At 48.7% G+C, this 20,668-nt stretch carries 27 protein-coding genes; 18 read left to right on the forward strand and 9 right to left on the reverse strand.

Going from position 1 to position 20,668, the window contains the following annotated elements:
- Positions 1 to 36: 36 nt before the first annotated feature.
- Both AC6I4B_RS03710 and murQ read right to left on the reverse strand, forming a co-directional pair.
- Positions 37 to 1,398, reverse strand: coding sequence for a PTS transporter subunit EIIC (locus tag AC6I4B_RS03710; RefSeq protein ID WP_497769697.1), 1,362 nt, complete (start codon positions 1,396 to 1,398; stop codon positions 37 to 39).
- Entirely contained in the window at positions 1,388 to 2,302 is a 915-nt protein-coding gene (murQ, locus tag AC6I4B_RS03715; protein ID WP_497769698.1) for an N-acetylmuramic acid 6-phosphate etherase, read from the reverse strand. Before murQ ends, AC6I4B_RS03710 begins: the two co-directional genes overlap by 11 nt.
- Positions 2,303 to 2,494: 192 nt before the next feature.
- On the opposite strand from murQ, the gene AC6I4B_RS03720 reads away from it, so the two are divergent.
- The 3 genes from AC6I4B_RS03720 to AC6I4B_RS03730 all read left to right on the forward strand — a co-directional run bounded on the left by AC6I4B_RS03720 (position 2,495) and on the right by AC6I4B_RS03730 (position 3,711).
- Positions 2,495 to 2,836 (forward strand): TehB family protein, encoded by a 342-nt coding sequence (locus AC6I4B_RS03720; protein WP_497769700.1) that lies wholly within the window; start codon positions 2,495 to 2,497, stop codon positions 2,834 to 2,836.
- Positions 2,837 to 2,898: 62 nt separating this feature from the next.
- Positions 2,899 to 3,069, forward strand: coding sequence for a hypothetical protein (locus tag AC6I4B_RS03725; protein ID WP_497769702.1), 171 nt, complete (start codon positions 2,899 to 2,901; stop codon positions 3,067 to 3,069).
- A 12-nt stretch (positions 3,070 to 3,081) separates the two neighbouring features.
- Complete coding sequence (locus tag AC6I4B_RS03730; protein WP_497769704.1) at positions 3,082 to 3,711, forward strand: deoxynucleoside kinase; 630 nt, start codon at positions 3,082 to 3,084, stop codon at positions 3,709 to 3,711.
- 464 nt (positions 3,712 to 4,175) lie between these two features.
- On the opposite strand, the gene AC6I4B_RS03735 is transcribed toward AC6I4B_RS03730, so the two are convergent.
- The 4 genes from AC6I4B_RS03735 to AC6I4B_RS03750 all read right to left on the reverse strand — a co-directional run bounded on the left by AC6I4B_RS03735 (position 4,176) and on the right by AC6I4B_RS03750 (position 5,664).
- On the reverse strand, positions 4,176 to 4,442 hold the full coding sequence (locus tag AC6I4B_RS03735) for a hypothetical protein (RefSeq protein ID WP_497769705.1): 267 nt from the start codon (positions 4,440 to 4,442) through the stop codon (positions 4,176 to 4,178).
- A 99-nt stretch (positions 4,443 to 4,541) separates the two neighbouring features.
- Positions 4,542 to 4,670: a hypothetical protein gene (locus AC6I4B_RS03740; protein WP_497769707.1), complete on the reverse strand. Its 129-nt coding sequence runs from the start codon at positions 4,668 to 4,670 to the stop codon at positions 4,542 to 4,544.
- A 38-nt stretch (positions 4,671 to 4,708) separates the two neighbouring features.
- Entirely contained in the window at positions 4,709 to 5,245 is a 537-nt protein-coding gene (locus tag AC6I4B_RS03745) for a redoxin domain-containing protein (RefSeq protein ID WP_497769708.1), read from the reverse strand.
- 179 nt (positions 5,246 to 5,424) lie between these two features.
- Positions 5,425 to 5,664: a thioredoxin domain-containing protein gene (locus AC6I4B_RS03750; protein ID WP_497769710.1), complete on the reverse strand. Its 240-nt coding sequence runs from the start codon at positions 5,662 to 5,664 to the stop codon at positions 5,425 to 5,427.
- Between the two features lie 172 nt (positions 5,665 to 5,836).
- Between AC6I4B_RS03750 and AC6I4B_RS03755 the strand changes: the two genes are divergently transcribed.
- Positions 5,837 to 6,397 carry a MarR family winged helix-turn-helix transcriptional regulator gene (locus tag AC6I4B_RS03755; protein ID WP_497769712.1) on the forward strand — a complete coding sequence of 187 codons (561 nt, stop codon included), beginning with the start codon at positions 5,837 to 5,839 and terminating at the stop codon, positions 6,395 to 6,397.
- 159 nt (positions 6,398 to 6,556) lie between these two features.
- Here AC6I4B_RS03755 and AC6I4B_RS03760 read toward each other — a convergent pair whose 3' ends face one another.
- From AC6I4B_RS03760 to flgA, 3 genes are all read right to left on the reverse strand, one after another.
- Complete coding sequence (locus tag AC6I4B_RS03760) at positions 6,557 to 7,000, reverse strand: flagella synthesis protein FlgN (RefSeq protein WP_497769713.1); 444 nt, start codon at positions 6,998 to 7,000, stop codon at positions 6,557 to 6,559.
- A gap of 12 nt (positions 7,001 to 7,012) precedes the next feature.
- Positions 7,013 to 7,318 (reverse strand): flagellar biosynthesis anti-sigma factor FlgM, encoded by a 306-nt coding sequence (gene flgM / locus AC6I4B_RS03765; RefSeq protein WP_497769715.1) that lies wholly within the window; start codon positions 7,316 to 7,318, stop codon positions 7,013 to 7,015.
- A gap of 72 nt (positions 7,319 to 7,390) precedes the next feature.
- Positions 7,391 to 8,038, reverse strand: a complete 648-nt coding sequence (gene flgA / locus AC6I4B_RS03770; RefSeq protein WP_497769717.1) for a flagellar basal body P-ring formation chaperone FlgA — start codon at positions 8,036 to 8,038, stop codon at positions 7,391 to 7,393.
- 313 nt (positions 8,039 to 8,351) lie between these two features.
- Here flgA and flgB point away from each other — a divergent pair, with 313 nt between their 5' ends.
- The 14 genes from flgB to flhC all read left to right on the forward strand — a co-directional run bounded on the left by flgB (position 8,352) and on the right by flhC (position 20,582).
- Complete coding sequence (gene flgB / locus AC6I4B_RS03775) at positions 8,352 to 8,765, forward strand: flagellar basal body rod protein FlgB (RefSeq protein ID WP_497769719.1); 414 nt, start codon at positions 8,352 to 8,354, stop codon at positions 8,763 to 8,765.
- Between the two features lie 8 nt (positions 8,766 to 8,773).
- Positions 8,774 to 9,178, forward strand: coding sequence for a flagellar basal body rod protein FlgC (gene flgC, locus AC6I4B_RS03780; protein WP_497769721.1), 405 nt, complete (start codon positions 8,774 to 8,776; stop codon positions 9,176 to 9,178).
- 10 nt (positions 9,179 to 9,188) lie between these two features.
- On the forward strand, positions 9,189 to 9,869 hold the full coding sequence (locus AC6I4B_RS03785; RefSeq protein WP_497769722.1) for a flagellar hook assembly protein FlgD: 681 nt from the start codon (positions 9,189 to 9,191) through the stop codon (positions 9,867 to 9,869).
- Positions 9,870 to 9,910: 41 nt separating this feature from the next.
- The gene (gene flgE / locus AC6I4B_RS03790) at positions 9,911 to 11,137 is read left to right on the forward strand and encodes a flagellar hook protein FlgE (protein ID WP_497769724.1); all 1,227 of its coding nucleotides are present in this window, start codon (positions 9,911 to 9,913) and stop codon (positions 11,135 to 11,137) included.
- A 12-nt stretch (positions 11,138 to 11,149) separates the two neighbouring features.
- The gene (locus AC6I4B_RS03795) at positions 11,150 to 11,905 is read left to right on the forward strand and encodes a flagellar basal body rod protein FlgF (RefSeq protein ID WP_497769725.1); all 756 of its coding nucleotides are present in this window, start codon (positions 11,150 to 11,152) and stop codon (positions 11,903 to 11,905) included.
- Positions 11,906 to 11,928: 23 nt separating this feature from the next.
- The gene (gene flgG / locus AC6I4B_RS03800; RefSeq protein WP_497769727.1) at positions 11,929 to 12,711 is read left to right on the forward strand and encodes a flagellar basal-body rod protein FlgG; all 783 of its coding nucleotides are present in this window, start codon (positions 11,929 to 11,931) and stop codon (positions 12,709 to 12,711) included.
- A gap of 45 nt (positions 12,712 to 12,756) precedes the next feature.
- A complete protein-coding gene (locus AC6I4B_RS03805) occupies positions 12,757 to 13,524 on the forward strand; it encodes a flagellar basal body L-ring protein FlgH (RefSeq protein ID WP_497769728.1) in 768 nt (255 codons plus the stop codon).
- Between the two features lie 64 nt (positions 13,525 to 13,588).
- Positions 13,589 to 14,656 (forward strand): flagellar basal body P-ring protein FlgI, encoded by a 1,068-nt coding sequence (locus AC6I4B_RS03810; protein WP_497769730.1) that lies wholly within the window; start codon positions 13,589 to 13,591, stop codon positions 14,654 to 14,656.
- Positions 14,656 to 15,606, forward strand: coding sequence for a flagellar assembly peptidoglycan hydrolase FlgJ (flgJ, locus tag AC6I4B_RS03815; RefSeq protein ID WP_497769732.1), 951 nt, complete (start codon positions 14,656 to 14,658; stop codon positions 15,604 to 15,606). The genes AC6I4B_RS03810 and flgJ overlap by 1 nt, the downstream gene beginning before the upstream one ends.
- A 114-nt stretch (positions 15,607 to 15,720) precedes the next feature.
- Positions 15,721 to 17,364 carry a flagellar hook-associated protein FlgK gene (gene flgK / locus AC6I4B_RS03820; RefSeq protein ID WP_497769733.1) on the forward strand — a complete coding sequence of 548 codons (1,644 nt, stop codon included), beginning with the start codon at positions 15,721 to 15,723 and terminating at the stop codon, positions 17,362 to 17,364.
- Between the two features lie 61 nt (positions 17,365 to 17,425).
- A complete protein-coding gene (flgL, locus tag AC6I4B_RS03825) occupies positions 17,426 to 18,361 on the forward strand; it encodes a flagellar hook-associated protein FlgL (protein ID WP_497771926.1) in 936 nt (311 codons plus the stop codon).
- A 246-nt stretch (positions 18,362 to 18,607) separates the two neighbouring features.
- Entirely contained in the window at positions 18,608 to 19,339 is a 732-nt protein-coding gene (locus tag AC6I4B_RS03830; protein ID WP_497769735.1) for an RNA polymerase sigma factor FliA, read from the forward strand.
- A gap of 328 nt (positions 19,340 to 19,667) precedes the next feature.
- A complete protein-coding gene (gene flhD, locus AC6I4B_RS03835; protein ID WP_497769736.1) occupies positions 19,668 to 19,994 on the forward strand; it encodes a flagellar transcriptional regulator FlhD in 327 nt (108 codons plus the stop codon).
- A 33-nt stretch (positions 19,995 to 20,027) separates the two neighbouring features.
- Positions 20,028 to 20,582, forward strand: a complete 555-nt coding sequence (flhC, locus tag AC6I4B_RS03840) for a flagellar transcriptional regulator FlhC (RefSeq protein WP_497769738.1) — start codon at positions 20,028 to 20,030, stop codon at positions 20,580 to 20,582.
- The last annotated feature ends 86 nt before the right edge of the window (positions 20,583 to 20,668 follow it).

Genomic DNA, 20,668 nt, shown 5'->3' on the forward strand with positions numbered 1-20,668 from the left:
GAAGGCACAGGGCGGTGCGCGCCCTTTGCCTGATAATTACTGTTCTACGGGATCGGTAAAGCCCATGATCATCGCGGCGATAAACCCGACAACCCAGGCGCAGACTACCGCCAGCAGGAAGGGGAGAATTTGCCCAGGCCCCACTAACGGGAGCAGCGACAGCCCCGCCGTGCCGAAGGGGATAATAATCCCGACTTTACACGCCGCCATCACCGCACCACCGGCTGCGCCGCCAATACAACCCGCGATAAACGGCTTGCCGAGCGGCAACGAGACACCGAACAGCAGTGGCTCACCAACGCCGATAATCCCCACCGGCAACGCGCCGGAAATGGTCTTTTTCAGCCGTGGGTTTTTCGTTTTCAAATAGACATAGGCCGCCGCGCCAACTTGCCCCATACCGCCCATTGCCAGAATCGGGAACAGATAGTTCAGGCCAAAAGTATCAAGGATTTGCGCGTGAATGGGAATAAGCCCCTGATGTAAACCGGTCAACAGCAGGAACAGGAAGCCGCCGCCGAGCAGTGCGCCCACGACCACGGAACCCGCCGCATTGCCCAGCAGCGACAGCGCCACCAGATGCCCAAGCCAAAGATTCACGGCGTGTGCCAGCGGTTGTAGGATTAACAATGCTGCCAGCGATGACACCAGAATCGTGACCATCGGGGTGAGGATCAGATCCAAACTCTCTTTGCAGTAACGGCGAAACCACAGCTCGAATTTTGCCGCAAAAGCGCAGACTAACAGCACCGCAAAGATACCTCCGCCGCCTGGCGTTAGCTGAGTACCGAACAGGCTGATATTCGCCAGATCCGGGGCGGTTAATACCGCCGCCATCACCGCGCCAATCGCTGGAGAGGCCTGCAATTCTTTTGCCGTATTCATCCCAATCATCACCGCTAACACGGTAAACACCGCCTTGCCGATGACCGTTAACAGCGTAAAGATGTCCTGATGGTTGGTGACAAATTCAGGCCAAATCAGGCGACACACGTTGACCAACCCGAGAATCAGCCCGCAGCCGATAAGCGCCGGGATCGTCGGGACAAAAATAGCTGCCAGTGTATTCAGGCTGCGGCGAATCGAAAACGGCTTACGCACGTTATCTTGCGCCGGGTCGGGGGCCACGCCGGAATGGTTCATCCGTTTGGTTAAGATGCCGCACACCTTCGACGCCGTACCCGCTCCGACGATGACCTGAAACTGTTCGCCAGCATCGACTATCCCTTTTACGCCTTCCACTTTGCGCAAGGCTTCAGCGTTAAACTGGCTGCGATCCTTTAGCACCACGCGCACGCGAGTCATGCAGTTGGTGAGCGTAGCCACGTTGTTGAAGCCACCGATGTGTTTCTCGATGGCGTCAGCGATAAGCTCCAGATGTTCTATTTTATTGGCCATAAGAGGCTCCTGACAGTAGCTGATCCTTCAGCGCGACAAAGGGTTGGGCGGCAAGCTTTAGCGCGGCGTCGGGGGTGAGGTTTAGCATTTTTGCCAGCACCGCAGCACGCACGTTGTAGCCGACCTGTTCTAACTGCGCCTGAGCGGCAGCTTCATCGATTTCACAAATCTGCGCCACCATATGCTCTGCGCGGCGGTAGAGTTTTTCGTTCGAGGCTTTTACATCAACCATCAGATTACCGTGCACGCGACCTAGCTGAATCATGGTGGCGGTGCTTATCATGCCTAGCAGCATCTTCTGCGCCGAGCCGCTTTTCATGCGGGTGGAACCGGCTAACGCTTCCGCGCCAACATCTGGCGCGATGGCGACGTCAGCATGTTGCGAGATAAGCCCCGGGCCACGGGTGGTGAGGGCAATGGTTTTGGCTCCCAACTCACGGGCATAGTCGAGCGCCGCCATAACAAACGGTGTGCGCCCGCTGGCGGCAATGCCCAGCACCACATCTTGCGCCGTCAGGCCGCGTGCGCGCAGTTCTGCCACGGCAGCCGCGCCGTCATCTTCTACATTTTCAACCGCTCGCAGCATCGCATCCAGGCCACCGGCAATCACCGACTGCACCAATTGCGGCTCAGTACCAAAGGTTGGCGGGCATTCTGCGGAGTCGAGCACACCCAGGCGCCCGCTGGTTCCCGCACCGACATAAAACAGCCGTCCGCCGTTTTTCATCTGCGCGACAATCAGCGTAACCGCGCGTTCAACCTGTGGGAGCACCGCCTGAATGGCCTGTGGCACACGGGCGTCGTGTTGGTTTAACAGCGCCAGCATTTCCGCTAACGGCAGGTCTGCCAGGTGACAAGTATCGGCATTCTGTTCTTGCGAGATGGTGAGAGCGAGCGGGTTCATGCATTACCTCTGTTGTATTTCGACATTTTAAATATAAACAAATGTCGATATTCGACAATCAAAGATGTGAAGAAGTGTGATGTCGGTGAAGATCTGAGTGGTTTAAATGGTAATGAGATTTATTATCAAAAACCATTTACAGCGCAACCTTAAAGATGTATTTTAAATGCATGTTTATAGCAGGAGGTCATTATGAGCCATCGCAGAATCCCAAAAGACTGGACTATCAAACGTTCCACACCGTTTTTCACCAAAGATAACGTCCCCGCCGCGCTGCTGAGCCACCACAACACCGCCGCCGGTATTTTTGGCCAGCTGTGTGTGATGGAAGGGACGGTAACCTACTACGGTTTTGCCGATGAACAGGCGACCGAGCCTGAAGTTAAGGTGGTGATTAACGCCGGTTGTTTCGCCACCAGCCCACCGCAGTATTGGCATCGTATTGAGATGACCGATGACGCACAGTTCAACATTAATTTCTGGGCCGACCCGTCGTTTACCGGCGATAAAGTTTACAGCAGTAAATCATCATAAGTTTCGCGCTCCCTTATTCTCCCATAGGGGAGCATTCCACCTGATGAGGTGAAAAGAGAATCATGGCTTTCTTTCGACAATGTTCAACGCAGGTTGATTATGGTGAACAAGAGCTGGGCACGGAACAACTCTTGTTAGGCGGTGCGGAGTATCAGGAATATCTTTTTGATGAAGCCCGATCTTATCCGGCGATCGGCGACGATCGACTAAACGATATTGAGTCATTTCTGTAAAAGGGTATTGGCATGAAGATCGTGTCTATTGAAGCGAATATCGCTGCCGGTAAAACAACGCTGCTGGAACCGTTAGCCGAGGCGTTATCGCAGAAAACCGGCGCAACCTGGCATGTATTAAAAGAACCGGTGGATGAAGATCCGGTCTTTCTTGAGCTGCTGCGCGTGTTTGTTGATAACCCCCACGACGCGGATGCCAGAGTGGCATTCCAGTTGTATATCACTCACAGCCGACAAAATATTTTAAAAAATATTCCAGATGGGAATTACATTATCGAACGGTCGCTATTCAGCGATATCGTTTTTTGTCACGTCAACTTCCTGATGACCGAACAGCCGTCGGCAAAGTATATGTCCTATTTCTATCATATTAAGGACTACCTCAAGAGCTATCCGAAGATTGATCTGGTGGTGTATATCGACCGCGACGCGGAGTCGTGTTTTGAGGCCTGCCAGCGGCGCGGACGGCCAGGCGAAAGCGGTTATACCCAGGCTTATTTTGACGATATCAAAGCGTTTCATGACGCCTGCTTACCGCAAATCACCCGCCAGTACGGCTCTACGTTGCTGACTTATCCGGTGTCATCGGATTATGCCAACCCGGATGAACTGGCCAATTCGGTGGTGAGGTATTTGGGGTAAACCCTGAAAACTAAAAAAACAGTCATTGGATTAATGTTTGTCAGTTAAGCGCCACATTCCGTTCACCTGATGTTTTGTAGAACATGAAGCCTCTGTTCCTGTGAACGGGTCAAGGGGGACTGCCGAGTCCCCCTTAACAATCCCCGCGGCCCCGCAGGGAAATCGGTGCTTCGCACTGCGCTCGCCTGCGAACTCCAGCCTGCGGCACGGCGAAACTCGACTTCCTGTCTCGGTTCGCCTCATCCCGCCATCCCTGGCGGGCTGACCTTGTCTTCCTTTCTCCGGCTCGCCGATTTCCATCGGGGACTCATCGGTTTCAGTAACTCTGGTTCTGGCTAATCATTCAAAGACCGCACTGATGTGGCAGCGATACTAAAAGTAGAAATCCGCTTAACTAACAAGCATTTAGCCATTGGCTGGGTTTTTCCCATCACCATCTCTGGCTTATGCCGCCGTCAGCCGTATTAATATTTAATATCGCGGGCTTCCTGGCGTCCGTCCTGCTTATCCTGACGCTTGTCCTGACGACAATCCTGATTGCTCTTATCGTTACTCACCACGCATTTACGCTTATCCTGACGAGCATCCCGGCGGGCATCTTGTCGCGTATCACGGGCTTCACGGCGCTGATGCCCCTGTTCCGTAGCCTGCGCAATCTGTGCAGTGCTACCCAAGACAAGCAGAGCGGCAACCAGTGAACCTGCCAGCATTTTAGTATTATACCGAGTCATCTTTTTTATCCGTTTAAGAAATATGCGTAAAAAAACTGCGGATATTTTAACCTAGGCGAAGGAGCAGAAAAAAACAACAACGTAAGAGGATATGTGTATTTATAACAGGGACAGAGCGCCGCTGTTGAGCTGAGTTACGCCGGTATTGCGTGCGTTATCCGGCAGCCAGCCACTGTGGGCCATGCTGCCAGCGCAACCTGCCAGAGAGAACTGGACATCAGGTGTCATATCTTGATATCAGAAAATACTGTAATACCTTCCGATTCTTACAGCGCGCACTGACCATCGCTACAGCCGGATGCGACAGACTCTTTCTGAGGCGCTGACAGTGATTCCGCCAACAATGCGCCTATTTCCGCGCCCAGCGCCAGATCGTCTACCTGACCAAAATATTGCTGGCGTATGTAACCCTGCTGGTCAATTAGCGTCAGCGTCGGCGTGCCGCGCATCGCGTAGGCCTGCATGGTCAGAGGAATATCACTGTCCGGTGACGCCATGTCCACGCCGACGGGGAACGGGATTCTGTATTCTGACAAAAAGGTTTCCAGCGCCCGCTCGGTCATAACATCGTGATGCTCGAACACCGTGTGCAGCCCGATAACGGCCACTTTATCCTGTGGAAACAGGGCGTAAACGCGTGAAACCTGCGGTAGCCCGTGGGAAACACAGCCAGGGCACAGCATCTGAAATGACTCCATCACCACGACCTTGCCGCGCAGTGATTCCAGGGTTATCGGCTGTGGGGTATTAAACCAGCGTTCAATGGCCAGAGCAGGTGCTCGCGGGTGGCGAATCTTATTCATGTTAACTCCAGAACCCGCACCTGAGTGCGGGTTATTATCAGCGGCGGGTTCATTTGGTCCGGCAGCGTTAGCATGTCGGCTTTAGTTTTGGCCGCCCTGGTGGGATTTATTACCATGAGCGCTCGCCGTTGTGGTGAAAGCCATAGCTAATACCATAGCAAGACGCTTCATTTTTATCCTTACAGCAGGTCTTCGATAGACGCACCAAAATTGATGTGCAACGGAATGCCGCCGTCCAGTACCAGCGCCGGAACGGATTTCACGCCAGCCTTGACCGCTTCAGCCACACGCGCTTTATCGTCGCCAAGATGCACAATTTCAACCGTGTACTGGGCCGGATCGAGTGCCAGCGCGATTTGTTGTTCTGCATCTACGCATACCGGGCAACCTGCATGAAAGAAAACGGCTTTTTTACTCATGGTAACTCTCCTTGTGAACTATGATTGTGTCGATTCGACACAATCAATCTACTCTTGAGTCGAAAGAGTTGTCAACATTGTTTTGAATCGATACCATCTAAAAATACACACCATCGCACGAGGTCGGGAAAATGTTGATCTGGCACGTCCCGGCAAGTAAGGGCAGGTTACTGTGACACTCTTTGATATTCTTGAACGATTGGTGAGCCTGCAAATGGGCAGCCTTTATCGTCATCCACAGTTGAAAGGGCTGCCGACAACCTGGGTGCAAATTCTGTGCTATCTCAGGCAATGCAATGGGTATTCCAATACACCAGCGGCGACCACGGAATACCTGGGGCTGACCAAAGGCACGGTATCGCAATCGCTGAATAAACTGGAAAGCGAAGGCTGGATAAAGAAAGAAAATGACGGCAGGGACAAGCGGGTTATTCATCTGCTTCTGACGGACAAAGCGAGCAACGTCATGCAGAATGCCATACAGGAAACCCAGTCGGCACAATGGGACTTGTTACCGTTCTCGCAAGAACAACTGAAAAGCGTTTTTCTGGCGCATCTTCGGACTATGCAGAAAAACCAAGGGGCCAGGCTGTTCGGCGAGTGTCGCTTTTGTCGCTTTCATCAGCAGCAGAATGGGCATCCCTGGTGTGGCCTGACTCAGGAGCCAATCCCGACCGAGAGCGTTAGGTTAATTTGCCGTGAGTTTGAAGACGGGGAGCCACTTGGGCAGTGACGTATGTAGTCGGAACGACCGGAAATTGATTTCAGATTACGCTTGTCACGCCCACCCCTTTATATCCGCATTTCGGTAGTAAAGGGGTGGACGTGAGGCATCTTTATTGCCTCACCGAACTGATGCATCCGCCCTGGCAGCCTTACGCATCAGGGAATGTCAGATGCTGATATTGTAAACTTTCCCCGCTGTATGATTATCTGAATGACCGGATGAACCATAAAGTGAGGTATTCACACCTGTTTTATTGACCAGCTCTTTTATATTACTCATTTTCTGCATATGAATATCTAACAAGCTATACACGCTTTGGTTCAAATAGTTAGACTGTTTAATCTGTGTAACTATTTGCCCCCATAAGAGCTTGAATTCGGTATGTACAGCGTAAGGTGCTGCAATACCTAATTCGGCCTCTTGCTCTTTACGCAAGTTGTCATAATGTTCAATAGCTGCCAATAACTTACTTTTTGTGTCTGAGATAATCTGCAACGATATCGGGTTAATCTGTGGGCCGCTAAGTTGCTTAACCTCCTCTTTTAGCAATACTTCAAGCTCAACCATCGAATTAAAAATTTTATCTAAAGTAAAGAGAAGATATTTCATAGTAAGAGTTAATTAGTAATCAGATTGTAAGATGTTTTGCACCAGTGCATGGGCAATTTTGTCGTAATCAAACTCCAGCGTTCCTGCATCCATTTGCGCTTTGATTTTAGCTACGCGATCGGTATCAATATCCTGGGAGTCATCCGCCAGAATTTTTTGCGCTAATGAGCCGATCTGTACTTTCGTACCCACGTTCGCATTGTCGGTTGCAGTGGTGGTATCAGCGACTCGACTTTTGGCACTCATTCTTAAATCTTGTTGAGTTTGGCTGGTAGCAATAATAGCTGACGTCGGTTCTGTACGGTTAATACTCATCATAATCCTCAACAATAAAAGCGATTTTATCTATACCCATATCTATAGAATCGGTTCGTTGCAGAATAACTAAAGCTAGCGGCTCATATTTATCACTATCTGACCCGCACTGGTTGCCGTTCCGGTCAAAATTTGTCCAGTAGCGGTTTGTACCCGCAGTTTGTCATGCTCCGTCGCATTGGTCATCGCTTTACCACTGGTATGTATCTGAAAGCCCGCCCCTTTGGCGATAACGTCCACTTTCTGTCCTGAGACGATAATCCAATTTTTACGGAGTTGGTTTTTGGTCAGCGGTTTGCCCGGAATAATCAGGCGGGTAGGAACGTGGCCAATGATTTCCTGCGGGCTGAGTACCACGTCTGCCGGGAGCCTGTCCAGGGAGCCAGTGTGGGGGCGAATATCATCGTGCTGAATCATGTTACCGGGTTTAATGGCCCGCGCAGCCGACCACCAGGTTCCTTCCGCCTGGATAGCTATCTGGATGAATGTCCTTTTTGTGCCGCATTGCGCGATAACGCTGCGCTTCCCCGTCAGCCGTTGGTCATTTCCGCTCAGCGTGATGACGGGGTTTGGGCATAGCTCACTCAGTTTTTGTTCAGCGGTAAGGATGTCAACCGTTTGCTTAATCGGATAATCAGCGCTCTGTTTGAGATTTGAGGTAACGGCGCTGGTTATCTGTGAGAGGAGATCGGGGGCGGCTTGTAATATGGGCGACCATGCCATGATGGCGAAACAAAGCCATATTTTTCGGGGTGCATGAAAACGTGGACGCATGAGCAAATCACCTTAATTATTTATTCTGCCACACAAAAAAAAGAAATGAGATTTTAGTGAAATTGTATATCAGGATGCATCTTTGCTAAGCGTCTAAATGGTGTCATATGTGTCGCTATTTGTGGCGGTTAATTTGAGATTCTTTTACATATTAAATACAGCTCTTAAATTAGGGCGAATTTTGTCTCGTTTTTAAAGTATAGATTTTACGCTATTGCTCTTAGAATAATCTCAATAAAATTTCTACTTCAAGGGGGGCGCGGTGATCGATAAGCTTGATGGCGAACTACGTTTTCAGCAACAGGCGTTAAGTTTGCTAAATAAACGGCAGAGTATTCTTGCTTCCAATATAGCAAATGCTGATACACCCGGCTATCTGGCAAGAGATATTGATTTTTCAACACAGTTGAAAAAAGCCGTTAATCAGGAAAAGAGCAACCACGGTGGGTTAAGTTTAGCTCTCACGTCAGGTAAGCATATTCCAGCCCACGCTGCGGCAATAGGGAATGGGGAGTTGTTATATCGCGTCCCAGACCAGCCGAGTGCGGATGGTAATACGGTGGATATGGATCGTGAGCGAGTTAACTTTGCTGATAATAATGTGAAGTATCAGTCAAGTCTGGCAATTCTTAACTCTCAAATTAAAGGCATGATGAGTGTCATTGGTCAGGGTTAATAGGTGATATGTCCTTATTCAGTATTTTCGATATTTCAGGCTCAGCAATGGCCGCCCAATCAAAACGTCTTAACGTTAGCGCCAGCAATATGGCAAATGCCGACAGTATTGCTGGGCCAGATGGTCAGCCTTATCGCGCTCGACAGGTTGTCTTCAAGGTAAACAACGCGCCAGGGCAGGAAATTGGCGGCGTCAAAGTTAGCGATGTCGTTGAAAGCGCAAGCCCGGATCGTTTGGTTTATGAACCGTCGAATCCACTGGCGGATGAGAAAGGCTACGTACACATGCCTAACGTTGATGTGGTGAGCGAAATGGTCAATACCATCTCCGCTTCCCGCAGCTATCAGGCAAACGTTGAAGTGATGAACACCGCCAAATCATTGATGTTAAAGACACTTACTCTGGGTCAATAAGGTACGAGATATGTCTGTTTCTCCCGTTACACAAAATAATTCGACAAGGGATGCGTCTACCTCCAGAACCACGGGGACAAGCTCAGAAGATTTGTATAACAACTTCATGACGTTGCTGGTTGCGCAGATGCAGAACCAGGATCCCACCAACCCGATGGACAACAACCAGCTGACCACACAGTTGGCACAGTTCAACACCGCTTCTGGTGTACAGCAGCTTAACACCACGCTGAACAGCGTCGGCACGCTGGTTTCCAGTATGCAGCAGATGAATGCGGCTGACTGGGTTGGACACCATGTGCTGGTTGAAGGTACGCCAACGGTTTCTAACGCAGAGGGTGGCAATAAGAGTTTCGGATTCTCGGTTAACAACGATACCGACAAAATGACGGTCACGTTCACCGATGATGCGGGTAACGCCTACACCGGCGAGTTGAAAAATGTCAAAGCCGGCGTCCACCAGTACACGATGGACGATCTGACAAACTTCCAGCCTTCAGACCCTACCCAAATCGCAGACGGCAAATTCAAAGTTTCCTTCACCGCTACGAATGAAAGCGGCAATGCGCCGGAAGTGGTTGCACTCAAGAAAGTCAAAGTGGACAGCGTTTCGTTTAGTCAACAGGGCGCGGTACTGCAGTTTGGTATCGATGGCAGCGCCTCGTTGGGTGAAATTTATCTGATTGAATAATCAGGTTTTATTTTATTTCTTAGTTTACGAGAAAATTAAATATGAGTTTTTCACAAGGTCTAAGCGGATTAAACGCCGCATCACAAGCTCTTGATGTTGTCGGAAACAACATCGCGAACTCCCAGACCGTTGGCTTTAAGTCTGGCTCAGTTGCTTTTGCCGATGTATTCGCTGGCTCCCAGGTCGGTATGGGGGTACAGGTTGCAGGCGTTAACCAGAACTTTAGCGACGGTGTTTTAGGGGCTGGGGCTGGCAAGCTGGATATGGGGATTCAGGGTAATGGATTCTTCCGTCTGGTGAGTGAAGCCGGTAGTGTTTTTTATAGCCGTAATGGTCAGTTCGATACCGATCAAAATGGCTACATCATCAATAACCAGGGGATGCACTTAACCGGTTATCAGGCAACGGGGACTCCGCCAGCTATCCAGCCGGGCGCGACACCAGGGCCGATTCAGATCCCTACCGGGCAGATGGGGGCTCGCGCTTCCGACAGCGGTACGACGAAGGGGAATCTGAACTCCGGTGACAAAGTGCCTACCGGGACGTTTAATGCCAAGGATCCAACAACCTATAACTCGGTCACTACCGTTGATGCCTATGACAGCCTGGGCAACAAGCACTCCATCAGCCTTTATTATGTGAAAACGGCAGATAACAAGTGGACGGTTTACTCCTCAGATTCCACTTCTCCTGAGCTTGATGCAAGCGGCGATCCTAGCTTTCAGCAAACTGCACTAGAGTTCGACTCTTCTGGCCAACTGATTCCTGGCGCTACGGGTATGCCAAAAATACACGTACAGGGCGAGTCTTATAACGGCGGTACTGCGCTGAACTTCGATCTTGATGTGACTGGCTTAACGCAGCAGGCATCTGAGACTGCGTTTGATAGCCCGACGACGACAGGTTATCCGCCGGGAATGATGACCGGTTATGTGGTAGGCGATAACGGTAAAATCGTCGCCTCCTACAGCAACGGCGAGTCGCAGCTACTGGGTCAGGTTGTTCTGTCCAACTTTACTAACCCAAGCGGCCTTTCTCCTCAGGGGAATAACTGCTGGGTAGAAACGCCGGAATCCGGCCAGCCGGTCACGGGGATTGCGAATACCGGGAACCTTGGCTCGCTGTACGGCGGCAAACTGGAAGCGTCTAACGTCGATCTCAGCCAGGAAATGGTCAATATGATCGTCTATCAGCGTAACTACCAGTCTAACTCCCAGACTATCAAAACCCAGTCTGAAATCCTTCAGACCCTGGTTAACCTGGGTTAATGGCGGGCTGATATGGATCATGCCATTTACACTGCCATGGGGGCCGCCAATGCGGCCCTCAACCGTCAAGCTGTGACCACGAATAACCTGGCAAATGCGACAACCACAGGCTTTCGTGCACAGCTTGCTGCTTATCGGGCCGTGCCTGTTACCGGCCCTTCGGTGGAAACCCGTACGTTAGTCACGGAGTCCACGCCTTATCACGACGACACGATGGGGGCGGTTAATCAAACAGGCCGGAGCTTGGATGTTGCATTACCTCAGGACGGCTGGCTGGCCGTTTCTTTGCCAGACGGCGGCGAAGGCTATACCCGTAACGGCAATATTGAAGTGGATAACGAAGGGCAGCTCAGCGTGCGCGGAATGCCACTCATGGGTGATGGCGGGCCAATTAGCGTTCCTCCACAGTCTCAGATAACCATTGCCCCGGATGGCACGATAACGGCGCTGGGCGCGGGCGATGAGCCAAAAGCCTTAGCTCAGGTAGGACGTTTGAAAATGGTCAACGCCAATATTCAAACGCTCCGTCATGGCGATGATGGGCTGTTCCACGTCAATGAGGAAACGGCTGCCGCCGGACAACAAACGCTACCCGCAGATTTGAACCTACAGCTTATTCCCGGAGCGCTGGAAAGCAGCAACGTCAGCCCGGTGAAATCGATGGTCGATATGATTGCCACCGCGCGTAGTTTCGATATGCAAATGAAAGTTATCAGCTCCGTTGATGACAACGAAAAGAATGCTAACCAATTACTGAGCATGAGTTAAGGCCCGGTAAGGAGAGATGAGCAATGATCCGTTCTTTATGGATTGCAAAAACAGGTCTGGAAGCACAGCAAACCAATATGGATGTGATTTCTAACAACCTGGCAAACGTTAGTACGAACGGCTTTAAACGTCAGCGCGCAGTATTTGAAGACTTACTTTATCAAACGCTTCGCCAGCCTGGTGCACAGTCTTCAGAGCAGACCACTATCCCTTCAGGGCTGCAACTAGGTACAGGGGTACGCCCGGTTGCGACCGAGCGGATTCATAGCCAGGGAAGCCTGACTCAGACCAACAACAGTAAAGACGTCGCGATTGAGGGGCAGGGTTTTATCCAGGTTCAGCTCGCTGATGGCACAACGGCCTATACCCGCGATGGATCGTTCCAGTTTGATCAGAATGGTCAGTTGGTGACGTCAAGCGGTTACCCAGTGCAGCCAGCGATTACTATCCCGCAGGATGCGGGGACGCTGACGATTGGTAATGACGGTATCGTTAGCGTCACGGTTGCCGGACAGACCGCGCCGCAGCAGGTTGGTCAGCTCACGTTGAGTACGTTTATTAACGATTCCGGCCTGGAAAGTATTGGTGAAAACTTGTACCGGGAAACCCAGGCATCCGGTGCGCCAAACGAATCAACGCCGGGACTGAACGGTAGCGGAACGTTGAAACAAGGCTTTGTCGAAACGTCAAACGTCAATGTGGCTGAAGAATTGGTCAATATGATTCAGACGCAGCGTGCCTATGAAATTAACAGTAAGGCCGTTTCCACCTCCGATCAGATGCTCCAGCGCCTGGTACAAATTTGATCCAACCCTAAGACAGCTCTGCCCGAAGGGCGGAGCTGAATTGAGATGGATTTAACCGTCGTGAATGAAATACAAAATGGGTCGTATGCCGTGGTTCCTGTAAATAATAATGTCTCTGGTTCTTTGCTATCCAGGAGAGTATTCATACCGTTAGGACTAACGTTGCTGCTCACTGGTTGTGCTTATATCCCCCATAAGCCGTTGGTTGAAGGAGAAACGACAGCCAGCCCGATGCCTGGTGCGCCAATTGATGTGAATGGTTCTGTTTTTCAGCAAGGCCAGGCGATGAATTACGGTTATCAACCCATGTTCGAAGACCGACGTCCGCGCAATATTGGTGACACGCTCACTATCGTTCTCCAGGAAAATGTCAGCGCCAGCAAAAGCTCATCCTCCAACGCGACTCGCGATGGCTCAACCGGCCTGAGTCTGGACACGCTACCGAGTATGCTGGCCGGCGCCCTGGGCGGTGACAAAGCCAATACATCTATTAGTGGTAAGAATGATTTCTCCGGCAAGGGCGGCGCGGCGGCTAAAAATACCTTCAGCGGCACGATTACCGTAACCGTTAAACAAGTACTGCAAAACGGCAATTTACGCGTTGTGGGGGAAAAACAGATAGCCATTAACCAGGGCACGGAGTTTATTCGCTTTTCTGGGGTAGTTAACCCACGCACGATAAGCGGTAGCAACACCGTGATTTCTACACAGGTTGCAGATGCGCGTATTGAATATGTTGGTAATGGTTATATCAACGAAGCCCAGCAGATGGGTTGGTTACAGCGCCTGTTCCTTAACCTTTCTCCTTTTTAATTCTCCGATAATGAAAAAATCATTCCTTATATATTACCTGAGCTTCATTGTTATGGGAGCCAGTATGTTCTTGTCTACTGGCGTACATGCGGAACGAATCCGCGACTTGACGACAGTGCAAGGGGTGCGGAGTAACTCCTTAATGGGCTACGGTCTGGTCGTCGGTCTGGATGGTACGGGTGACCAAACCATGCAGACGCCGTTCACCACACAGAGTCTGAATAACATGTTGTCCCAGCTAGGTATTACCGTTCCCGCTGGTACCAATATGCAGTTAAAAAACGTGGCGGCCGTGATGGTCACTGCTGAGCTTCCGCCGTTTGCGAAACCTGGGGAAAAAATTGACGTGGTGGTGTCGTCAATGGGGAACGCAAAAAGCCTGCGTGGTGGCACATTGCTGATTACGCCCTTAAAAGGGGTTGATAACCAAATATACGCCTTGGCGCAGGGGAATTTGCTGGTATCTGGTGCCGGTGCGCAGGGTGGCGGCAGCCGGGTTCAGGTCAATCAACTGAACGGCGCTCGAATTAGCGGTGGGGCATCGGTGGAGCGCGAAATCCCGATGAATTTCGTCAATGAAAACGTCCTCCGTCTGCAACTTAATGAGGATGATTTTGGTCGTGCGCAGCAGATTAGCGATGCGATTAACCGTCGTTTTGGCAGCGCGACCGCCGTTGCGGAAGACTCCAGGATTATCAAACTTTATGCGCCGGCCAACAGTTCGGCGAAGGTTAGATTCTTGGCTGATGTGCAGAATATTCAGGTAAAAGCCGGACCGATAGACGCCAAAATTATCGTAAACTCTCGCACTGGATCTGTCGTTATGAACCGTCACGTTACGCTTGATTCCTGTGCTGTAGCGCAGGGCGATTTAACGGTCGAAGTGACCCGAAATAATCAGGTCAGCCAGCCGACGACGCCACTGGCGGGCGGTCAGACGGTGGTGGCACCACAAACGCAAATCTCGGTGCGTGAGCAAAGCGGTTCCTTACAACATGTTAATACCAGCGCCGATCTGAATAGCGTTATCAGAGCACTGAACAGTTTAGGGGCGACGCCAAACGATTTGATGTCCATCCTTCAATCGATGAAAAGCGCAGGCTGCTTGCATGCAAAACTGGAGATCAACTAATGAACAGTGCTTCATTTACGCAAGGCGCCGCTTTTGATCTGCATTCGTTGGATTCGTTAAAACTGTCGGCAAAGAATAATTCCCAGGATGGAATAAAAGCCGTGGCCAAACAGATGGAAGGTCTGTTTGTGCAGATGATGTTGAAAAGTATGCGCTCAGCCTCATTCAAAGACGGATTATTCAACAGTCAGCAAACTGAAATGTTTACTTCTATGTACGATCAGCAGATAGCCCAGAATATTGCCGAACGAGGGAATATGGGAGTGGCTGATATGATGGTCAAACAGTTGGGAGGGCAGGCGGAAACGCCTGCCAGTGTATCAGGTGGCTCGCCACGACCACTCACGCTGAGTAATGGGGTTGTCTTACCGTATCAGCGTGGTACGGGGATATTTCCGCGTAGCGATAACCCATATCCACAACGCGCTGAGATGTCACCGGGAGGGGGGCAAAATAATAGTTTCATTAGTCGGCTTATGGCCCCTGCGTTAGAAGCAGCCAGAAATACGGGTATTCCCCATCAGCTCATTATTGCCCAGGCTGCGCTGGAGTCAGGATGGGGGAATAAGGAAATACTTACCCAGAGTGGCAAGCCGAGCCACAACTTGTTTGGCATAAAAGCCACACCTGATTGGGGAGGGGAGACGACAGAGATCACAACTACTGAATATATCGACGGAGTAGCTCACAAAATTAAATCAGCATTCCGTGTATATCAATCTTATTCGGAAGCCTTATCCGACTATACAGCATTATTAACTCGTAACCCTCGGTATCAAAATATTACAAAATCTCGCAGTCCTGAAACAGCCGCACATGCATTACAGGCGGGAGGATATGCTACCGACCCTAACTATGCGAAGAAAGTTATCAGTATAATTCAGCAGGTAAGGAATAATGTAAATCAAGCGATTGATAGCTATAAAACCGACCTCTCGCAAATATTTTAAGATAATTATTTTAGTTAATTAAGGAAGTTCCGATAGTTTAAGTATCGATGTTGATTTGCGAACGTTAAACGTTCGGATATCTGTTTTATAACATAGCGAACATGGCGGTAATTTATGAACCTTATGAACCTGGCCCAGAGCGGCCTGAGTTCAGCGCAGGCTGCGCTGAATGTTGTCGGTAACAACCTGAATAACGCCGTAACGCCAGGCTATTCTCGCCAGAATATTATTTTAGGCGAGGCCGGAGGTAAAACCACTGGTTATGGTTTCTTCGGTTATGGTGTTCAGGTTAATGGTGTCCAGCGTTCATATGATAGTTTTATCAATAATCAGGTACGTGGTGCCAGCACTCAGTTTTCAGCATTAAGTAGTCGTTATGAGCAGCTCTCTCAAGTTGATAATATGCTGGCTGATGATGTTAGTAATATTTCGCAGTCACTTAATAATATTTTTGCGGCGCTGGATAAAGTGAGTAGCGATCCCGCTAGCCCTTCGGCACGACAAGAATCGCTGTCACAGTTTAAGTCTATTGCTTATCAGTATAATAATAATAGCAGTACCTTGAACGGCCTGGAAAAAAGCACCAATAAGCAGATTGCTCAAACCGTTAACGATATCAATTCGCTTTCTAAACAGATTGCGAACCTGAATAAAGAAATTGAGAAGATTCATGGTCAGAGCGGTGATCTTCCTGCTGACCTGCTAGACCAGCGTGATATGGCATTGGGTCAGTTGAATGACCTGGTGGGAATTAAAGTTAATGAAAATACCGCTAACGGTCGCGTGGATGTCTCTTTTGCCAGCGGTTTGCCGCTCGTCAATGGCGATCAGTCCTATCAGGTAGAATCTAGCGTCTCGGCAGCTGATCCAAATAAGACGGTTGTCTCCTACGTCGATGCGGCGGGTAATTCCATCCCGCTCGATGAAAGCAAAATGACAACCGGCAAGCTGGGTGGTCTGTTCAAATTCCGTAATGAGGATTTGGTTGATGCACGTAACCAGCTAAACCAGCTGGCCTTGCAGATGGCGAATAAGTTTAATGAGGTCAATGGCGCAGGTTACGATCTGACGGGGACCAAAGGGGGCGATATTTTCAATATCTCTAACCCTGAAGCTATCGTTAATCGAAATAACACTGGCGATGCGACACTGAACGTAAGCTACACGGATATTTCAGCGGTCCATGCGGATGACTACTCTATTACGTATACCGGCCCGGGCGCAACCGACTGGGAAATCAAGAGCAGCAATGGCACCGTTATTACGCCGACCGTTGGTCCAAATGGTGAAATCCAGTTTGATGGCGTTTCCTTTATGCCAGCAGGGACTCCACAGGCAGGGGATAGCTTTAAATTAAATCCGGTAGGTGGCGCGGCAGATAAACTCAGCGTTGCGATTACCGATGGCGATCAAATCGCGGCATCGAGCTCTAGCGACCCGAGCGATGTTAGTAACAATGAGAATGCCAAAGCGCTTATTGATATTAAAAACCAAACCCTGATAGGGAAAGCGACGCTGACTGAAGCGTATGCCTCGCTGGTGAGTTCTGTCGGTTCTTCAATGGCAGGGTTAAAAGCTGATATTTCAACCAGCGGTAATGCGACGAATGTTTTATTAGCCCAGCAGCAATCAATTTCTGGTGTTGATATGAACGCAGAGTACATAAATCTGCAGATGTTCACTCAATATTACCAGGCTAATGCTCAGGTTCTGCAGACCGCCACTACGTTGTTTGATTCTATTTTGAGTATTCGATAATAGCCTTGAGTTTAGATAGTTACGCTTAACCACCGGCAGGAACGGAAAGAAGGAAACAATGATGCGCCTTAGCACCCTCTACATGTATCAAAATAGCATTAATAGCATGACCAAAGCTGTTGGTAACAACAGTGATATTTATGCCCGCCTATCGGCTGGACGTACATTGCTAAAACCTTCTGATGATCCTGCCGGTGCTTCTCAATCGATTACGCAACAAAGTGCCTTTGATAATATGACCCGTTTTGATACGGCGCGTATGTTTGCTAAGGATTCTCTGGGCCAGGAAGATACTGCATTAAACTCGATTAGCGGCCTGCTCACTAAAAATCTGACTCAAAAGATTGTTTCTGGTGGTGATGGTGCTTATTCGGATGCTGATCGTGCAGCGTTGGCGAAGGAACTTCAGGGGATCCGCGACAATCTGATCGATTTAGGCAACAGCAAAAATAGCAGCGGGCGTTATATGTTTGCTGGCTATAAAACGGATACTCCGCCGTTTAATAAAACGACGGGGGTCTATGTTGGTGGCGATACCGCAATGACCCAGATTATTGCTGACAGCACCGAAATGCAGGTTGGTCATACGGGTAAAGATGTATTTATGAGTGGCTCTCCTGACGATATATTCGTTGCACTTGATAAAGCCATCACCGCTCTTAATCAACCGATTAACGGAAGCAGCGACCCAGATGCCGCGCGAGAAGCGTTAAAAAACACACTGGATGCCGTCAATGTCACCATCAATAAAGGCATTGATAACCTCGGTAAGGTTCAGGCTGAAGTCGGAACTAACTTACAGCAAATTGAGACCCTGGGTTTTGCCTCAGATGCGCAGAAACTGAATTTGACCACTCAATGGCAAAGAACGGTGGGTGCTGATGAGCAGTCAACATATTCATTGATCAGTTCTGCGAAGATGTCTGACTTTGCGATTAACTCTTCGATGCTGGTTTTCCAGGCTATGCAGAAGATGTCAATTTTTAATATGCTCTAGTTGCTATGTTGCATCTACTACTTCATGATGCATTAGTAAGATATTGAGTTATTAGATTTACTATTTAAAGTACGACCTAAGGGTTATTTCAATGTTGCGGAAGAGTTACTTCTTATATAAGGAAGTAGTTTTTCCAACTCTTTTTAAATGATCGAATTACGTGTTTTTATGAGCGCTTTTGGGACTATTTGAATTACGCGTATTCGATGATAATTACGGCGTGTGATTTAAGCAGGATACATCATTGTGAATGGTCTTTATAACGCTGGTGGAGTCGTTGATAAAAGCGAACTTTGGAATAAATATGGATATCTTGTTCGCCATGAAGCTCTAAAATTGCAGGTGCGTTTACCTGCAAGTGTCGATCTGGATGATTTGATTCAGGCTGGTGTTGTAGGGCTTCTTTCTGCGATTGATGATTTTGACCCTAAAAAAGGCGGGCCTCTTGGCGGCTATATTGTGCAGCGAGTTCGCTGGGCCTTGATTGATGAACTACGTGAGCGCGATTGGGTTCCAAGACGTATTCGTAGTAATGCCCGTGAAGTTACTAAGGTTATTAAACGATTAGAGCAAGAAAAGGGTGGTGTCGTCACTGAAGCGGAAGTGGCTGCGGAGATGGGGATATCGATTCGGGAGTATCAGACGATTCTGGCTGAAACCAACGTGAGTCAAATTTATTCTTTAGATGAGTTGAGAGAAGAATTTCAAGAGAGTGTCGAACAGCTTGACAGCGATCACGAAAAACTCAATCCACTAAACGAGTTGATGCTAACGAGTCTGACCAAAAAGGTCCGCCAGGAAATTATGTTATTGCCAGAGAGGGAGCAACTTTTGTTGAACCTCTATTATCAACAAAATCTTAACATGAAAGAAGTGTCGGTACTATTAGGGATTACTGAAGCGAGAGTAAGCCAATTGCATAGCCAGGCAATTAAATTTTTACGTGCTCGCCTGGACATGAATGATATTCACTCTTGATGTTATTATTAGTCCTTGTCCCTGCTTAATATTTTGAAACAAAATTATATGATTGATATTTGATCATTAAAAAATGAACAACTATTTTCGTAATTATTTGTATTTAAAAGGCTAAAACCTTAAAAATCAGATTATTACCTGTTTTTTATTACTCCGGAAATAATCAAGTTGTGTAGGCGATTATTTGCTTTGGTAATGATTGCTTGGAGCAATTCTAATGCTTAGTGGTTTTTTTTCTAGACTTACTGATGGTATTTAATCAGCATTTGTTTAACAATGTAACCAAATATAGCTATAGGGAAATTTCAAGTATATTATGCGAGATTCAATGAATACCTCAAATTATGATGAACTGCTTCAGAACATCCATGACATCAATTTGTCTTACTTGCTGCTGGCGCAACGATTGATTCGTGAAGACAAATTCTCGGCTGGTTTTCGTTTAGGTTTAACTGAGGAAACTATCGATGTCATCAAAGATCTCTCATTGCCTCAACTGTTCAAGCTATCAACTACCAATCAACTGATTTGTCGCTTACGCATCGATAATGAAGCGGTCATCGACTTTCTGACTATGGGTTCGCGTATTGAAGCTTTGCAACAGATTCATACGGGGATCATCTTATCCACCGAGCTTCTGAATTCTCTTACATAGCTAAGCTTTTCAATTTCTAAGGAGGGTGAGACGATGAGTGATAAAAGCATTCTGGAAGAATATAAAGAAGTACAGATTGCGATTGAATTGATTTCCTTCGGCGCACGTATGCAGATTTTGGAAAGCGAAACAAGCCTGAGTCGCAGAAGATTACTGAAATTGTATAAAGAATTACGTGGCTGCCCACCGCCGAGGGGGATGCTGCCATTTTCTGATGACTGGTTTATGACCTGGGAACAGAACATCCATTCATCGATGTTTTATAATATATTCCTTTATCTGTCCAAGACCGAAAACCCACGCCCCATTGAGGCAATGGTGAAAGCATACCGCTTATATCTGGAACAGTGCCCTACTACGGTAGGGGAAAAACCGGTACTGGGCCTGACGCGCGCCTGGACCTTGCTGCGTTTTATTGATTGCGGGATGATCGTCCAGACCGAATGCTGCAATTGCGGTGGGAGTTTTATTGTTACTGCCGAGCATGCGAAAAAACCTTTCAACTGTAGTTTGTGCAGCCCGCCGTCCAGGGCTAATAAAAAGACTGTACTTTATAACCCATTGGGAGAGCATGCCAGCGTTCTGTAGTTTAATTAATTACTGAGTGATTTCCACAGCGTCATAACATATTACCGCAAGGTAATTTGGTATTTTTGTGCATCTCTCGAACGCAG

It is taken from the genome of Kluyvera fluvialis (assembly GCF_059725275.1).

Excerpts from the sequence above, each read along its gene's own strand:
- AC6I4B_RS03710 (WP_497769697.1), bottom strand. The coding sequence starts at position 1,398 with ATGGCCAATAAAATAGAACATCTGGAGCTTATCGCTGACGCCATCGAG.
- murQ (WP_497769698.1), bottom strand. The coding sequence starts at position 2,302 with ATGAACCCGCTCGCTCTCACCATCTCGCAAGAACAGAATGCCGATACT.
- AC6I4B_RS03720 (WP_497769700.1), top strand. The coding sequence starts at position 2,495 with ATGAGCCATCGCAGAATCCCAAAAGACTGGACTATCAAACGTTCCACA.
- AC6I4B_RS03725 (WP_497769702.1), top strand. The coding sequence starts at position 2,899 with ATGGCTTTCTTTCGACAATGTTCAACGCAGGTTGATTATGGTGAACAA.
- AC6I4B_RS03730 (WP_497769704.1), top strand. The coding sequence starts at position 3,082 with ATGAAGATCGTGTCTATTGAAGCGAATATCGCTGCCGGTAAAACAACG.
- AC6I4B_RS03735 (WP_497769705.1), bottom strand. The coding sequence starts at position 4,442 with ATGACTCGGTATAATACTAAAATGCTGGCAGGTTCACTGGTTGCCGCT.
- AC6I4B_RS03740 (WP_497769707.1), bottom strand. The coding sequence starts at position 4,670 with ATGACACCTGATGTCCAGTTCTCTCTGGCAGGTTGCGCTGGCAGCATG.
- AC6I4B_RS03745 (WP_497769708.1), bottom strand. The coding sequence starts at position 5,245 with ATGAATAAGATTCGCCACCCGCGAGCACCTGCTCTGGCCATTGAACGC.
- AC6I4B_RS03750 (WP_497769710.1), bottom strand. The coding sequence starts at position 5,664 with ATGAGTAAAAAAGCCGTTTTCTTTCATGCAGGTTGCCCGGTATGCGTA.
- AC6I4B_RS03760 (WP_497769713.1), bottom strand. The coding sequence starts at position 7,000 with ATGAAATATCTTCTCTTTACTTTAGATAAAATTTTTAATTCGATGGTT.
- flgM (WP_497769715.1), bottom strand. The coding sequence starts at position 7,318 with ATGATGAGTATTAACCGTACAGAACCGACGTCAGCTATTATTGCTACC.
- flgA (WP_497769717.1), bottom strand. The coding sequence starts at position 8,038 with ATGGCATGGTCGCCCATATTACAAGCCGCCCCCGATCTCCTCTCACAG.
- flgC (WP_497769721.1), top strand. The coding sequence starts at position 8,774 with ATGTCCTTATTCAGTATTTTCGATATTTCAGGCTCAGCAATGGCCGCC.
- AC6I4B_RS03785 (WP_497769722.1), top strand. The coding sequence starts at position 9,189 with ATGTCTGTTTCTCCCGTTACACAAAATAATTCGACAAGGGATGCGTCT.
- flgE (WP_497769724.1), top strand. The coding sequence starts at position 9,911 with ATGAGTTTTTCACAAGGTCTAAGCGGATTAAACGCCGCATCACAAGCT.
- AC6I4B_RS03795 (WP_497769725.1), top strand. The coding sequence starts at position 11,150 with ATGGATCATGCCATTTACACTGCCATGGGGGCCGCCAATGCGGCCCTC.
- flgG (WP_497769727.1), top strand. The coding sequence starts at position 11,929 with ATGATCCGTTCTTTATGGATTGCAAAAACAGGTCTGGAAGCACAGCAA.
- AC6I4B_RS03805 (WP_497769728.1), top strand. The coding sequence starts at position 12,757 with ATGGATTTAACCGTCGTGAATGAAATACAAAATGGGTCGTATGCCGTG.
- AC6I4B_RS03810 (WP_497769730.1), top strand. The coding sequence starts at position 13,589 with ATGTTCTTGTCTACTGGCGTACATGCGGAACGAATCCGCGACTTGACG.
- flgJ (WP_497769732.1), top strand. The coding sequence starts at position 14,656 with ATGAACAGTGCTTCATTTACGCAAGGCGCCGCTTTTGATCTGCATTCG.
- flgK (WP_497769733.1), top strand. The coding sequence starts at position 15,721 with ATGAACCTTATGAACCTGGCCCAGAGCGGCCTGAGTTCAGCGCAGGCT.
- flgL (WP_497771926.1), top strand. The coding sequence starts at position 17,426 with ATGCGCCTTAGCACCCTCTACATGTATCAAAATAGCATTAATAGCATG.
- flhD (WP_497769736.1), top strand. The coding sequence starts at position 19,668 with ATGAATACCTCAAATTATGATGAACTGCTTCAGAACATCCATGACATC.
- flhC (WP_497769738.1), top strand. The coding sequence starts at position 20,028 with ATGAGTGATAAAAGCATTCTGGAAGAATATAAAGAAGTACAGATTGCG.